The 13744-nt window shown below is 71.1% G+C and carries 17 protein-coding genes; 5 read left to right on the top strand and 12 right to left on the bottom strand.

The window, feature by feature from the left end:
* Positions 1 to 10: 10 nt before the first annotated feature.
* The 10 genes from ACT2CW_RS48955 to ACT2CW_RS48910 form a co-directional block, all read right to left on the bottom strand.
* Positions 11 to 868 carry an ATP-binding cassette domain-containing protein gene (locus tag ACT2CW_RS48955; RefSeq protein WP_445521279.1) on the bottom strand — a complete coding sequence of 286 codons (858 nt, stop codon included), beginning with the start codon at positions 866 to 868 and terminating at the stop codon, positions 11 to 13.
* A complete protein-coding gene (locus tag ACT2CW_RS48950; protein WP_037949271.1) occupies positions 865 to 1914 on the bottom strand; it encodes an ABC transporter permease in 1050 nt (349 codons plus the stop codon). Before ACT2CW_RS48950 ends, ACT2CW_RS48955 begins: the two co-directional genes overlap by 4 nt.
* Complete coding sequence (locus ACT2CW_RS48945; RefSeq protein WP_164436011.1) at positions 1911 to 2900, bottom strand: sugar ABC transporter substrate-binding protein; 990 nt, start codon at positions 2898 to 2900, stop codon at positions 1911 to 1913. Before ACT2CW_RS48945 ends, ACT2CW_RS48950 begins: the two co-directional genes overlap by 4 nt.
* A 249-nt stretch (positions 2901 to 3149) precedes the next feature.
* Positions 3150 to 3917, bottom strand: a complete 768-nt coding sequence (locus ACT2CW_RS48940; protein WP_164436044.1) for a GntR family transcriptional regulator — start codon at positions 3915 to 3917, stop codon at positions 3150 to 3152.
* Between the two features lie 133 nt (positions 3918 to 4050).
* Entirely contained in the window at positions 4051 to 4683 is a 633-nt protein-coding gene (locus ACT2CW_RS48935) for an HAAS signaling domain-containing protein (RefSeq protein WP_445521278.1), read from the bottom strand.
* Between the two features lie 143 nt (positions 4684 to 4826).
* A complete protein-coding gene (locus ACT2CW_RS48930) occupies positions 4827 to 5483 on the bottom strand; it encodes a TetR/AcrR family transcriptional regulator (protein WP_445521277.1) in 657 nt (218 codons plus the stop codon).
* 129 nt (positions 5484 to 5612) lie between these two features.
* A complete protein-coding gene (locus ACT2CW_RS48925; protein ID WP_445521276.1) occupies positions 5613 to 6458 on the bottom strand; it encodes a transporter substrate-binding domain-containing protein in 846 nt (281 codons plus the stop codon).
* 172 nt (positions 6459 to 6630) lie between these two features.
* Entirely contained in the window at positions 6631 to 7284 is a 654-nt protein-coding gene (locus tag ACT2CW_RS48920) for a bifunctional 4-hydroxy-2-oxoglutarate aldolase/2-dehydro-3-deoxy-phosphogluconate aldolase (RefSeq protein WP_164436008.1), read from the bottom strand.
* Positions 7285 to 7538: 254 nt separating this feature from the next.
* On the bottom strand, positions 7539 to 8507 hold the full coding sequence (locus ACT2CW_RS48915) for a sugar kinase (RefSeq protein WP_445521275.1): 969 nt from the start codon (positions 8505 to 8507) through the stop codon (positions 7539 to 7541).
* A 261-nt stretch (positions 8508 to 8768) separates the two neighbouring features.
* Positions 8769 to 9197: a ribonuclease gene (locus ACT2CW_RS48910; RefSeq protein WP_445521274.1), complete on the bottom strand. Its 429-nt coding sequence runs from the start codon at positions 9195 to 9197 to the stop codon at positions 8769 to 8771.
* Between the two features lie 190 nt (positions 9198 to 9387).
* Here ACT2CW_RS48910 and ACT2CW_RS48905 point away from each other — a divergent pair, with 190 nt between their 5' ends.
* Both ACT2CW_RS48905 and ACT2CW_RS48900 read left to right on the top strand, forming a co-directional pair.
* Entirely contained in the window at positions 9388 to 10065 is a 678-nt protein-coding gene (locus ACT2CW_RS48905; protein ID WP_250853583.1) for a helix-turn-helix domain-containing protein, read from the top strand.
* Positions 10066 to 10079: 14 nt separating this feature from the next.
* Positions 10080 to 10277, top strand: coding sequence for a DUF6126 family protein (locus ACT2CW_RS48900; RefSeq protein ID WP_414083582.1), 198 nt, complete (start codon positions 10080 to 10082; stop codon positions 10275 to 10277).
* Positions 10278 to 10310: 33 nt separating this feature from the next.
* Here ACT2CW_RS48900 and ACT2CW_RS48895 read toward each other — a convergent pair whose 3' ends face one another.
* Complete coding sequence (locus tag ACT2CW_RS48895) at positions 10311 to 11144, bottom strand: AIM24 family protein (RefSeq protein ID WP_445521273.1); 834 nt, start codon at positions 11142 to 11144, stop codon at positions 10311 to 10313.
* Between the two features lie 189 nt (positions 11145 to 11333).
* On the opposite strand from ACT2CW_RS48895, the gene ACT2CW_RS48890 reads away from it, so the two are divergent.
* Entirely contained in the window at positions 11334 to 12191 is an 858-nt protein-coding gene (locus ACT2CW_RS48890; RefSeq protein ID WP_445521290.1) for an SCO6745 family protein, read from the top strand.
* Between the two features lie 90 nt (positions 12192 to 12281).
* Here ACT2CW_RS48890 and ACT2CW_RS48885 read toward each other — a convergent pair whose 3' ends face one another.
* Complete coding sequence (locus tag ACT2CW_RS48885) at positions 12282 to 12497, bottom strand: EF-hand domain-containing protein (RefSeq protein WP_166484350.1); 216 nt, start codon at positions 12495 to 12497, stop codon at positions 12282 to 12284.
* Positions 12498 to 12642: 145 nt separating this feature from the next.
* On the opposite strand from ACT2CW_RS48885, the gene ACT2CW_RS48880 reads away from it, so the two are divergent.
* On the top strand, positions 12643 to 13275 hold the full coding sequence (locus ACT2CW_RS48880) for an NACHT domain-containing protein (protein ID WP_445521272.1): 633 nt from the start codon (positions 12643 to 12645) through the stop codon (positions 13273 to 13275).
* Positions 13272 to 13733, top strand: coding sequence for a YkgB family protein (locus tag ACT2CW_RS48875; protein ID WP_445521271.1), 462 nt, complete (start codon positions 13272 to 13274; stop codon positions 13731 to 13733). The genes ACT2CW_RS48880 and ACT2CW_RS48875 overlap by 4 nt, the downstream gene beginning before the upstream one ends.
* The last annotated feature ends 11 nt before the right edge of the window (positions 13734 to 13744 follow it).

Below are 13744 nucleotides of genomic sequence, written 5' to 3'. Positions count from 1 at the left end.
ACACAGGCTCTTAGCCCTTGGCGACCCCTCCCGACAGATCGGGGGCGGGGGTGCGGGCCAGCTCATGGCTGAGCTGCTCCAGCTCGCTGCCGCCCGCCATCTGCCGGGTGAGCTCCTCCAGGGCGATCTCGTCCTTGGTGTGGCTGCCCGCCATGGCGCCGCGCTTGAGCAGCACGAAGCGGTCGCCGACGAGATAGGCGTGGTGCGGGTTGTGGGTGATGAGGACCACGCCGAGGCCCGCGTCCCGGGCGGCCGCGACGTACTTGAGCACGACGCCGGACTGCTTGACGCCCAGCGCCGCCGTGGGCTCGTCCAGGATGAGCACCTTCGCGCCGAAGTGAACGGCGCGGGCGATGGCCACGCACTGGCGCTGGCCGCCGGAGAGGGTGCCGATGGGCTGGTCGACATCGCGCAGATCGATGCCCATGCGCAGCAGTTCGCGGTGGGTCGTGGTGCGCATCGCCGCCACGTCGAGGCGGCGGAGCGGTCCGCGGCCCTTGTGGATCTCCGAGCCCAGGAAGAAGTTCCGCCACACCGGCATCAGCGGGACCACGGCGAGGTCCTGGTAGACCGTGGCGATCCCGCGGTCGAGGGCCTCGCGCGGGGAGCCGAGCCGGGTCTCCTCCCCCTCGATGGCGAGGGTGCCGCCATCGTGCTGGTGCAGCCCGGCGACGATCTTGATGAGGGTGGACTTGCCCGCGCCGTTGTCGCCGAGGACGCAGGTGATCTCCCCGGCGTGCACCTCGAGGGAGACGCCCTCCAGGGCCTTGACGTTGCCGTAGTACTTGCTGATGTCGCTCAGCTCGACCAGGGCCGCCCGGGGTGCCGGAGATGTCCGAGATGCCTTGGATGCCTGGGACACACTCATTTACTCTCCTCCGCCCGCTTGCGGACCCACCAGTTGAGCAGCGTGGCGAGCAGCAGCATCGCCCCGAGGAAGAACTTGAACCAGTCGGCGCCCCACTGCGCGTAGACGATGCCCTTGTTGGTCATGCCGAAGATGAACGCGCCGACGGCCGCGCCGACCGCCGAACCGTAGCCGCCGGTCAGCAGACAGCCGCCGATGACGGCCGCGATGATGTAGAGCAGCTCATTGCCCACGCCCTCGCCGGACTGGACCACGTCGTAGTTGAACAGCAGATGCTGGCCGGAGATCCAGGCGGCCAGCGCGACGCCCAGATAGAGGCCGATCTTGGTGCGCTCCACGGGGACGCCGACCGCGCGGGCCGCCTCCTTGGCGCCGCCCACCGCGAAGATCCAGTTCCCGGCGCGGGTGCGCAGCAGGATCCAGGTCGCGAGCGCGATCAGGGCGAACCACCACAGGACGGTGATCTGCACCTCGACGTCCCCGATGGTCAGATGCGAGGCGAAGACCTTACGGGCGGACGGGAAGCCCTCCATGTCGGAGATGCTCTTGGTGGAGACGGTGTCGCTGATCAGCTTGGTGAAGCCGAGGTTGCACCCCTGGAGGATCAGGAAGGTGCCGAGGGTGATGATGAAGCTCGGCAGATTGGTGCGGACCAGCAGATAGCCGTTGAAGAAGCCGATCGCGAGGGTGGCCAGCAGGGACACCCCGACCCCGACCCACACGTTCGCCGTCATCTGGTACGAGAACATCGAGGAGATCAGCGCCGAGCTGGTCACCAGGACCCCGGTCGAGAGGTCGAACTCCCCGCCGATCATCAGCAGCGCCACCGGCACCGCCATGATCCCGATGGTCGAGGAGGCGTACAGCACGGTGCTGAAGCTGGACCACTGGAGGAAGGCGTCGGCGACGACCGAGAAGAAGACGAAGACGGCGACGGCGCCGACGACCGCGCCCAGCTCCGGCCGGCCCACCAGCCGGCGCGGCAGCGAGCCGCGCACCGGCCGGCTCTCGAGCGTCTCCTCGGCGGGCGGTGCCTCCGCGCTCATCGGGTCCCCCGCTTCGTGTACGAGGCGAGCTCGGCGGCGTCGTCCTTGGTGATGATCTGCGGACCGGTGAGCACCGGCTTGCCGCCGCCGAGCACATCGGCGTTGTAGCGGTTGAGCCACAGCAGATCCACGGCCTCATAGCCCTGGAGATACGGCTGCTGGTCCACGGCGAAGCCGAGCGTGTCGTCCTGGAGCGCGGCGGCGACCTTGGCGTTGAGGTCGAAGGTGTCGATCTCGGCCTTGCTGCCCGCCTGGTCGGCGGCCTTGGAGGCGGTGTCCGCGAAGGGCGCGCCCAGGGTCAGCACGGTGTCGATGCCCTTGTCCGACTGGAGCTTGGCCTCGATCGAGGACTGCACATCGGGCATGTTGGTGCCCTCGACGTAGATCTTCTCCATCTTGCCGTCGAAGGTCTTGGCCGCGCCGTCGCAGCGCTGCTCGAGGCCGACGTTGCCCTGCTCGTGGAGGACGCACAGGGCCTTCTTCTGGCCCCGCTTGTCGAGCTCGTCGCCGACGGCCTCGCCCGCGATGGTCTCGTCCTGGCCGACGTGGGTGAGCGCGCCGAACGCCTTGGACACCTCGGCGCCGGAGTTGACGGTGATCACCGGTATCCCGGCCTTGTGGGCCTTCTTCACCACGGACTTCATGGCGTCGGGCTTGGCGAGGGTGACGATCAGGCCGTCGACCTTCTGGTCGATGTAGGACTGGACCAGCTGGGCCTGCTCCTTGCCCTCCTCGTTGTGGGCGTAGAGAAACTTGATGTTGTCCTTGACCGCGGCCTGCTTGGCGCCGCTCTGGACGATGTCCCAGAAGGTGTCCCCGTCTCCGGAGTGGGTGACCATCGCGAAGGTCCACTTCGGGGTGTTGACCGCCGCCCGTCCCCCGGCGGCCGCCTCCCGGGCGGCCCGCTCCTCGGCCCGCTTGCCGCCCGTATCGCTGCACCCGGCCAACGCCGTACCCAGCACCGCCGCCAGCACGGCGGCGGTCATAGCGCGTGCCCCTCTCCGCACCGTCGCCACGAAGACCCGCCCTTCTCACTGTGTGTTCGTCCCGCTGTCACCTTCACGGCCGGGCACCGCATGATCGGTCCCGGCCGCCGCCCAAGTATCCGTCACCGGTCATCGACGGGGCTGCCGGGGTGGGCGGGGCCCCGGCAGCCCGTACGGCTTGAGGACTTGTAGCCGGGGACGCGGGACACGTCAAGGACAAAGGGCGCGGCACACGGCGTGCGGCGGCGCTCAGGGGCGTACGAGCAGCTGGAACTCGAAGGCGTAGCGCGAGGCCCGGTAGGTGTGGGAGCCGAACTCGACGGCCCGGCCGGTGTCGTCGAAGGTCGTGCGCTCCATGGTCAGCAGCGGCGCGCCCGCCGGCTCCCCGAGCTGCTCCCCCTCCTCGGCGGTGGCCGCGCGGGCGCCGACCGCCTGGCGGGCGCTGTGCAGGGTGATCCCGGCCGAGCGCATCAGCCGGTAGAGCCCGGTGTCCTCCAGCTCGGCGCTGTCCAGCTTGAGCAGGCCCACCGGGAGGTGGTTGCGCAGATGGGCCATGGGCTCGCCGTGCGCCAGCCGCAGCCGCTCGATCAGCACCACCTCTTCGCCCTCGGCGACGCCGAGGGCGGCGGCGACCTGGGCGGTCGCGGGCTCGGTGGTGTTCCGCAGCACCTGGGTGGCGGGGCGCTGACCGGCCGCCTCCAGGTCGTCGTAGAGGCTGCTCAGCTCCAGCGGGCGCTTGACCTGGCTGTGCACGACCTGGGTGCCCACGCCCCGGCGGCGCACCAGCAGCCCCTTGTCGACCAGCGACGAGATGGCCTGCCGGACGGTGGGGCGGGACAGCCCGAGCCGACCGGCCAGCTCGATCTCATTGCCCAGCAGGCTCCCGGGCGCCAGCCGCCCCTGCTCGATCGCCGCCTCGAGCTGCTGGGACAGCTGGAAGTACAGCGGGACCGGACTGCTGCGGTCGACGCTGAGCTGGAGCGCCTCCGCCCCGCCCGAAGCGTCTTCTTCCTCCATAGCCACGGGCCGAGGGTATCCGGATGAGCACATGACGGGAAGTCGTGAAGTTCTGTTGTCAGGACAAACTACGCACAGGTGATCAGTCGGGAGCCGACAACGCTGTCAGCCGTCCACGGCTTCCCCCTCGATTTCACGCGCCCGCCTGCTCGCGCAGCCGGGCGGCGGACCGGGCCAGCCGTATGGCGCCGACCACGGGCAGGGTGAGCGCTATCAGCAGGGAGGCCACGAACGAGGCGGCGCTGATCCCGTCGAACGCCACGGAGAGCGCCACCGCCAGGACCGGCACCGTCACCAGGGGCGACAGGACGAACAGCGTGGCCTGCCGCTTCTCGCGCCGCACCCAGGGCGCGGACCGCCACAGCCGGACGAGCGCGCCGAGGGCGGCGACCAGCCCCAGGGGTATGCCCACGCCCGGGACCAGGCACAGCGGTACGGGCAGCACGGCGAGGCCGAGCGTCACCCAGGTGGCACCGGCGTCCTCCGGCTCGGGCGGGATGCTGCCGGACTCCTCGGCCAGCGCGTCCGCCGCGATCTCCTCCGGGGTGCCGATCCAGTCGAGCACCTGTCGCACCCGCTCGGCTCCGATCGCGGAATCGCCGTCCCCGGCGGGATCCTCGCCGAGGTCGTCGGCGAGCGCCGCCGCGATCTCCTCGCGCAGGTCCTCGAGCAGCTCCTCCCGCCACGCGGCGGGAAGCGCCGCGGTCCGCCGCTCGACCGAGGACAGAAAGGTCCGCACGAGGGGGTGGCTGAGGGGACTGCTCATGTCGTCTCTCCGGGGGCGAGGAAACGGTCACCGGTCCAGGGCATTACAACCGGCATCCGTCAGCGTGTAGCACCCGCACGAGGGCCGCGCCCGGATTCGCGCAAATGCGCATCCCGCTGTGTTCGGCAGGCTAATAGCCCAGGCTAATGGGCCGCCGCTTCGCCCGCGCCACGGGTCATGACCCGGTCCAGTTCGGTCCCGGTGAGCCCGTCGGGCAGCGGGACGGTGTCGGGGCGGGCGCGCAGACCGTCCAGAACGAGCGCGGCGATACGGCGGGCCGCGCGCCCCCAGGCGTCGGGCGGGAGTTGGGCGTGGCCGAGCATCGCGCCGGTGACCACGAGGTCGGCGACGGTGGCGTCGGGGCGGATCGAGCCGTCGCCGACACCCCGCTTCAGGACCGCGGCCAGCGACCGGGAGATCCGCGAACCGAGCGGGTCGGCCTCGTCCGTTGAGAGCGGGCCCGGGGCACCGAGCAGCGGCAGGGCGAGATGGTGCCGTTCGGCGAGCAGCCCGTGCAGGAATCCGGCCACCGCGTCCAGCGGCGGTGCCGCGCTCTCCTCGGCCTCCTGGGCGAGGGCTGCCATGAGTGCGTAGGAGCGGTGGACGACGGCCGCGTACAGCTCCTCGCGGTCGGCGAAGTTCCGGTACAGCGTGGCGATGCCGACCCCGGCCTCGCGCGCCACCACGTCCAGCGGCACGGCGGGGCCGTCGCGGAGCAGGACCCGCTCGGCCGCGTCGAGCAGGGCGGCGCGGTTGGCGACGGCGTCCGAGCGGCGGCGCGCCGGCTGGGCTGGACTCATGAGGCCATCTTCCCGCTCCGGGCCCGCCGGAAGGGCGACGGACGCGAGAGTCGTACGAGGATGCCCGGATTTTCGGCCGCCCTGTCACTCTCCTGTCCGCCGCCGCGTCATCGCCGCGTCATCGCTTCATCATCGCTTCATCCACTCATCCTCGTACTTCTTGTACGTACCGTCGTGGGTGGCCAGATGGACCCACTGATCGACGTACTCCTTGAACTGGGCGTCGCCGCGCGGCAGTACGTACGCCTTCTCGGAGAAGGAGAACGGCTCGTCGGGGTGGACCGCGCACAGCTCCGGGTGGATCGCGGACTGGTAGCGGGTCTCGCTGGCGTCCGTCATCATCACATCGGCGCGGCCCGCGATGATCTCGTCGAAGATCGTCGTGTTGTCCGGATGGACGGTGAGGGTGGCCTGTTTGATATGGGCCCGGGCGAACTGCTCATTGGTACCACCCGGGTTGACCACGACGCGTACGCCCGGCTGGTCGATCTCCTCCAGCGTCCGGTACTTGTCCTTGTCCGCGCAGCGCACGATGGGCGTCTTGCCGTCGGTGAGGTACGGCTCGCTGAAGGACGCCTTACGGGCGCGGGCCAGGGTCACCGACACTCCGCCCATGCCCACGTCGCAGCGTCCGGCGGCGAGGTCGTCGACGAGGGTGGCCCAGGTGGTGGGCACGTACTTCGGCTTTGCGTCCAGGCTCTTGGCGAGGTCCCCGGCCATCTTGATGTCGATGCCGGTGTAGGCGCCGGACGTGGGGTCGCGATGGCTGAAGGGCCGGTAGTCGCCCGTGGTGCACACCCGCAGCACCCCGCGCTCGGGCACCCGGTCGAGCAGGGTGCCGCGCTGCTGCGGGGTGCGGTCGGCAGGCGCTCGTTCCGGCGCGGAATGCGCCGTGGAGCCCACGGCCAGCGCCGAACCGGCGGCGGTGGCGGCGAGCACGGCGGCGAGGGCGGACAGCGTGACGGTACGTCTCACGGCACCTCCTGGGCGCGGGCGGCCGCTACGAGCCGCATGATCACAGCGCGCTCAGGGTGGCAGAAGTCCCGGCCCACGGGAAGCCGTTGACCGCCGGACGGACGGGCCGCGTGCTGCCCTCGGGACGGGCCCGTGCTGCCCTCGGGACGGGCCGCGTGCTGCCCACGGGACGTCAGTACGGCTCGTGCGCCGAGTCCAGCGGGGGCGCCACATCCGCGAGGCGGGCCAGCAGTTCGGCCGCGCGCTTGCCCACGGTGTCCCGGTCGCCATCGGACAGCGCCGAGCCCATTCCGCACGCGACGGCCCCGGCCGCGACCCAGTCCGGGGCCTCGGCCAGGGTCACCCCGCCCGTGGGGACCACGGCGGCCTGCGGCAGGGCGGCCCGTACATCGCTGACCCATCTGGGCCCGTAGGCGGAGGCGGGGAAGAGCTTCAGGGCGTCCGCTCCCAACTCCATCGCGCGCACCGCCTCGGTGGGTGTGGCCACGCCCGGGAAGACCGGCAGACCGTAGCGGTGGCCGGTGCGGATGACCTCGGGGTCCAGGCTCGGCGAGACGAGGAAGCGGGCGCCCGCGTCCACCGCCATCCGGGCCGAGGCGCCATCGAGCACCGTGCCCGCGCCGATCACCGCGTCATCGCCGACCTCCCGGATCAGGGTGGTGACCGCCTCCAGAGCGAAGGGCGTGGTCAGCGAGATCTCCAGGCTGGTGATACCGGCGGAGAGCAGGCTGTCCGCCGTGGCGTGGGCGTGGTCGTAGCTGTCGCTACGGACGATGGCGAGGACGCGCTGCGCGAGCGCGGCCCGGGTGATCTCCCAGCGGTACACGGCGGTCGCCGCCTTCCTCTCCCAAGTGCTGCTGGCGATGCCGCCCCGGATTGCCTCCGGGATATGCGGCGGTTTCGGTGTGCGATGGACGATACGCGGTGCTGTGCTGCGCTTGCTGGATCGGTATCGGGGTTGTCCGTCTTACCGGTGCTGCTCTGTGCTGTTGTGGGGTGCGGGGTGTTGTGGGGTGGGCGGTTGTTGTGATGTGCGCGGCATCCGGGCTCCGCGGGCGGCCCGTGGATGCCGCGGCCGGTTCAGCGGTACACCGCGTCCCCACCCTTGGACAGCTCGGCGAGCGCCCGGTCCCGCGCGGCGGCGGTGGGCAGCCCGTCCGTATCGGTGGCGGCCTGGACGACCAGGGCGGCCACGCACGCCGCCTCGGCGAGCGCCTGGTCCTCGTGCAACCCGCGCAGCCGCGCCGACAGATAGCCGGCCGCGAAGCCGTCACCCGCGCCGATCGGGTCGACGACCGGCACCGCGTAGGGCGACTGGTCCCAGCCGCCGTCCGCGGTGAGGACGGTCGAGGAGTGGTCGGCGCGCTTGATCACGACCTCGTCGGCACCGCCGCGCAGCAGCTCCCGCGCGGCCTCGTCGGCGGGTTGGGCGGTGAGCAGCTCCAACTCCTCCTCTCCCGCGAGGACGATGTCGGCGTCGCGCAGCAACGGGCCCGCCGTCTGGGCCCACTGCGCCGCGCCGCCCAGCTTGTGCCGTACGTTCGGATCGAAGGACACCTTGGCCCCGGCCGCACGGGCCAGCTCCACCAGGCGGCGGCTGGCGGCCGCCGCGGTCGGCGAGAGCATGGGCGTGATGCCGGACAGATGCAGCAGTTGGGTGCCTTCGAGGGCCTCGGGGCGTATCTGCTCGGGCGTCAGCCGGGAGGCGGCCGAGCCCATGCGGTAGTACTGCACATCGATGGCGCGGTACGCGTGGCTGTCGCGCATCATCAGCCCGGTGGGGGCGTGGTCGTCCACGATCGCGTGGGCGACGTCCACGCAGTCGGCGCGCAGCTCGCGCAGCACCGCCTCCCCGGCGGGGTCGGCGCCGACCCGGCCGAGCCAGCGCACCCCGTGGCCGAGCCGGGCGAGGCCCACGGCCACATTGGATTCGGCTCCCGCCACCGACCTGCGGAAATGTACAGCCCGGTCCAGCGGGACCCCGGGCTCGGCCAGCAGGAGGAGCATCGCCTCCCCACACGTGACCACTTCCGGCCCCTTCGCCACCATGCCTCCCCGCACGTCCGCTGCTACCGAGACGGTATCGGGAAGCAACGACAATGGCCCGCTCGGGGTTCCCGGGGCCCGCGGCCGATACGGGTCCGAGGCCGACGGCCGGTACGGGTCCGGGCCCTGCGGCTGATGCGGGGCGGCGTCGGGCGCGGAGGGCGGGGCAGGGGCGGGGGCGGGCGGGCACAGCACCGCGGCCGCTGCCCAACGGTGGGGGCAGCGGCCGCGGTTGCGGGGGGTGGCGGTCTTCGGCGGACGGCGTCAGCAGCCGCGGTCCACCAGGTCGAACGAGGCGTAGTGGTCCGCGGTGTAGTAGTCCTCGTCCGTCTGCTCACCGGTGACGATGCGTCGGGCGCCACGGTCGTCGGAGCCCGGGGTGATCACGGTGTACTCGTGGTAGTAGCCGGAGGACTGGGACGGAAGGACGCCTTCACGGTTCTGGAAGACGGTGCCGTCCTGCGGGAAGGGGTAGGGGCCGCCCTTCTCGATCAGGTCCAGGGTGTCATGGGCCTGGGAGGGCAGATCCGAGTAGCAGATGTCGCCAACGGCCGCGATGACCTGCGACGACGCAACGGTGTGCGATGCCACCGGGGTGACGGCGGTGGCCGCGGTGGCCGCGCCGCCGATGAGCAGCGTCGAGACGAGGGCGCCGAGGGCACCGATGCGGGCGATCCGTGGGGGGATTGTCATAGACATAGCATGACGCGCGTAGACGCTGTCGTGTCAATGCCAAGTGGTGGCCGTTCTCCGGGAGTTCACAAGAACTGCGCGAAGCGTCAGGAGAGGTAACGAAAGCGTAACCACCTCGCCTGTTCTTCGCCTTCTTGCCTTTGAGGCAAAGTTTTTGCCTCAAAGGTCAGGGGCTGGCTATACCGGAGATATGAACCCGCTCCCCCACGGGCCCGCCGAGTGGCCCACGGGCGGACCGGCCGACGGTGCCCCCGGCGGACCGGCCGCCGAGCTGCCCACTGTCGCTCCCCGCCTTCGTGACCTGCGACGACGCAGCGGTCTGACACTCGAGGCCGCCGCCCATCGGGTGGGGCTCTCGCCCGCGCATCTGTCCCGGCTGGAGACCGGCCGTCGCCAGCCCTCGCTCCCGATGCTGCTGGCCCTGGCCCGTACGTACGGAACCACGGTATCCGACCTGCTGGGCGAGGTGCCCGCGGAGCGGGACCCGGTCGTACGCGCCGACCGCATGGAGGCGCAGGAGGCGGGCGGCTGGACCTACTGGCAGGCCGGCGGCTCCGGCCGGGCCATGCAGGCGCTGCGGCTGCACGTACCGGAGCGCTCCGCCGCCCAGGAGGACCTGGTGCGGGTCCACCCCGGCGAGGAGTGGCTCTACGTCCTGGGGGGCCGGCTGCGGCTCACGCTCGGCGAGACCGTGCACGCCCTCTCCGCGGGCGACGCGGCCCATTTCGACTCGCTCACCCCGCACCGCATCGCCGCCGCCTCGCCCGGCGGCGTGGATCTGCTCTTCGTCCACACGCTGCTCCAGAGCGGCGCGGCCGAGCTGTGCCTCGGCGACGCCGCTCGCCGAGGAAGGCCCGGTACGCCATGAAGGACGGGAACGACATGAGTGCGACTGATGCGGCCGATACGACCGATGCGACCCATGCCCCGATGGCCCCCGCGACGCCGGCCCGGACCGGGCCGAACGAGGAGGACCGGGCGCCGATGAGCTTCACGGTGCGGGTCTTCATCTATCTCGTGGGCGTCCACTTCATCGCCGCTTTTCTCTTCTTCCTCTTCTACGTGGCGGGCGCGAAGTAGCCGCTGCCGCGGCCGCCGAACTGGAGCGCGTGATCACCCCGCGTGGGTGGAGAACATCCCGCCCGTCGGCCCCTGCTTGTCGCCGCCCTGCGCCTTCTTCAGGGCGTTTGCCAGGCCCTCGATGGTGAGCGACTGGAGGATCACCCGGCCATTGCCCTCCAGCGTGGCAAGCGACAGCCCCTCACCGCCGAAGACCGCGTTCATCAGCCCCTGGCGGTTGAGCCCGCCGATGCGCTGCACGCCGTACTGGATGCCCTCCTCGAAGGCCACGATGCAGCCCGTGTCGACCTCGATCCGGCCGCCGAAATCGGCCGGGTTGAGGTCGATGAAGTTGCCCGCACCGCAGATGATCACGGTGCCGTGCCCGGTGAACTTCTCCAGGATGAACCCCTCGCCGCCGCTGCGCCCGGCCTTCCCGCCCTGGAAGGCGATGCCGAACTCCACGGTGGACTCGGCCGCCACGAAGGCGTCCTTCTCCGCGAACCACGCCCGCGTCCCGTCCAGCTCCAACGCCCGCATCTCACCGGGCAGCACCCCCGCGAAGCCGACGGTGCCCTCGCCACCGGTGGAGGTGAAGTACTGGAACGCCAGCGACTCCCCCGCCAGCGCCCGCTGCCCCACCTGCATGGCGGTGCCCATGGCCTGGCGCAGCATCCCGCCCATGCCACCACCGCCCGCGCCGCCCGCGCCGTTGCCCCCGGCGGCCTGGCCGCCGCCCCCGCCGGGCCCGGACAGCCGGGTCTCCATCGCCACGTTCGACGTCTTGAACAGGAACTTTCCGGCCTCGCAGTAGACGGTCTGCCCGGGGTGGAGGGTGCAGACCGCCATCTGCATGGCGTTGCCGACGATCTCTTGCCGCAGGGTCACAGCAGCTCTCCTCGAGGGTCGCGTCAGGTGGTGTCAGGCGGTAGCAGGTGGTAGCAGGTGATGCCAGACGGCGCATAACCAGACATCCGGGTCAACGTACGACCCGGACCACCGGGTTCCGTGAGCTTGGCACAATGCCGGTCGTGGTCCGGCCCCAGGTCGGCCCTGAAGGGAGCAGGGAGCATGGCGATGAACACCAGCGCCGCGACGACCGCCCGCACGATGTGGGCCCTCTACGAGCCGATACACGCGGTCGCGTACTTCGCCCCGGAGGCCCGGGCCGCGTACGAGGACGCCGGGCTCCGCGGCTTCTGGCGCGGCTACTTCGCGGGCCGTGCCGCGCCTCTCGGGCCGGTCGGGCCGGAGCCCGTCGTGGCGTCCTTCTTCACCTTCGCCCCCGCGATGGTGGCCCGCGCCCTGCCCGACGTCTGGTCCCTGACCGCGCCCGAGCGCGCCCTGGAGCTCCGCCGCGCGGGCGCCGCGGCCGCCCTCACCCGGCTGCTCGCCGGGCACGAGCGCGAGGTGGAGCGCGCCGTCGAGGCCCTGGTCCCCCGCGCGGCGGGCCTGGACGGCTCCGGCCGGGTACTGGCCGCCGCGAACGGCGCACTGGACTTTCCCGACAAACCGGTCGAGCGGCTGTGGCACGCGACGACCCTGCTGCGGGAGCACCGCGGCGACGGCCATGTCGCGGCCCTCGTCGCCGCCGGTCTCGACGGCTGCGAAGCCCTCGTCCTCCGTTCCGCCGTGGACCTCCCCCGCACCGAGCTCCAGCCCCACCGCGGCTGGACCGACCAGGAGTGGGACGCCGCCGCCCAGCGCCTGACCGACCGCGGCCTCCTCACCCCGGACGGAGCGGCGACGGAGGCCGGACGCGAACTGCTCCGCACGGCCGAGGCCGCGACGGACCAGGCGGCGGAACGCCCCTGGCGCCCCCTGCCTCCCGAGCAGGTGGCAACCCTGACCCACCTCCTCACCCCCCTGACCACCGCCTGCGCCACCGCCCTCCGCTTCCCCAACCCGATCGGACTCCCGAAGCCGACGGGGTAAGCGGTCGTAGGGAGGCGGCCGGCGGATGGGCAGCGTCCTCGCAGCCGGCCGGCCCCGGCGCCGCGCGCGGGGTGACCGGAACGCCCGTGGTCAGTCCGCGACGCCCTGCATCGGGGCCCAGAACTCCTCGAACGACATCGTGCCGTCGCCGTCCGTGTCGAGTACGTCGATGAATCGCTGCGCCTGTTCGTCGGTGAGGTGCTCGCCACGCAGCTCGGCGACGACCTGCTGGTATTCCTTGGCGGTTATCTGCCCGTCGGCATCGAGGTCGTACGCGTCAAAGACCTTGCGCGCGGCCGCTTTCATGTCCACCACGTTGGTTCGCCCTTCCTCGTTGGATGTCGCGCGATGCTACTGCGCATTGATCGCCTGGAGCACGCCACAGCGGAACGGTTCAGAAGGGCACGCCCGCCCGCTTGGCCAGCTTGGTAAGGCGCGGGTTGCTGCGGCGGTGCAGCGACGTGAGCAGCGGCCAGTCGGTGGGCCCGACCAACTGCTGTGGACGGGCATCAGCTCATGGGACGGTCCCGAGCAGGAGTCGTCGGCGAGCGTACGGGTCGAGGCGGCACTGAAGGAGTCGGCTCGCATTCTGCTGCGCGGGGAGGCGGGTTCCGGCAAGACGACGCTGCTCAACTGGCTGGCCGTCACCGCCGCGCGCGGCGCCTTCGGCGGAGATCTGGCCGATTGGAACGGTCTGGTCCCCGTCCTGGTCAAACCGCGCCGTTACGCCTCCCGCGAGCTGCCACGCCCGGAGGAACTGCTGGACGCCACGGCCGGACCGCTGACCGGCCATATGCCCCGGGCGTGGATGGACCGGGAGTTCCAGGCGGGGCGGGTGCTGCTGCTCGTCGACGGGGTGGACGAACTCGTCGCGGCCGGTCCTGGACGTGGGCCGCGTGATATTCGCGGGATGCCGCGGCGGCTCGACGGGGAGGAAACCAGTGCCCCGCTGACCCCGCAACAAAGGTACGACGCGATGGGCAGCTCACCGGCACGCCATAGCGCGTGCCGCGAGGTGGACCTGGCGTACGCTGGGCAGATACAGGGAGTTCTGAAGTGCACAGGTGAAGGGACACCCGTATGAGAATTCCTTCTACGGTCGGTAAGGGCCTTCAAAGCACAGGATTCTCAACGATCCGCTATGGACTGGCACTCAATCTCCTGTCGATTGGGCGGCTCAAGTTCGAAAATTATGAGGTCGAGAACATTCGGCCCTTGGTCACCGCGAGCCCTGTATTCTCGCGGCTCCTCACCGAACTCGGCGAACAAAAACTGGCCAGGGTCATCGGTGTAACAGAGATGGTTACGGGATCGCTGATTGCGGCGAGACCGTTCGCGCCGAGAGCCTCGGCGCTGGGAAGCCTGGGGGCTGCCGGGATTTTCGCCACGACTCTCAGTTTCCTGGCCACAACGCCCGAGGCATGGCAGGAGCGGCGCGGAGAACCAAAGCTCTCTCTCGCCGGCCAGTTCCTGGTGAAAGACATCGTCTTGCTGGGGGCATCCCTGCTCACGGCCGCCGAAGCTCTGCGCGGACAGCCGTAAGCGCTATCCTG

It is taken from the genome of Streptomyces sp. NEAU-174 (assembly GCF_052665095.1).
This window is presented reverse-complemented; position numbering and strand designations above follow the sequence as displayed.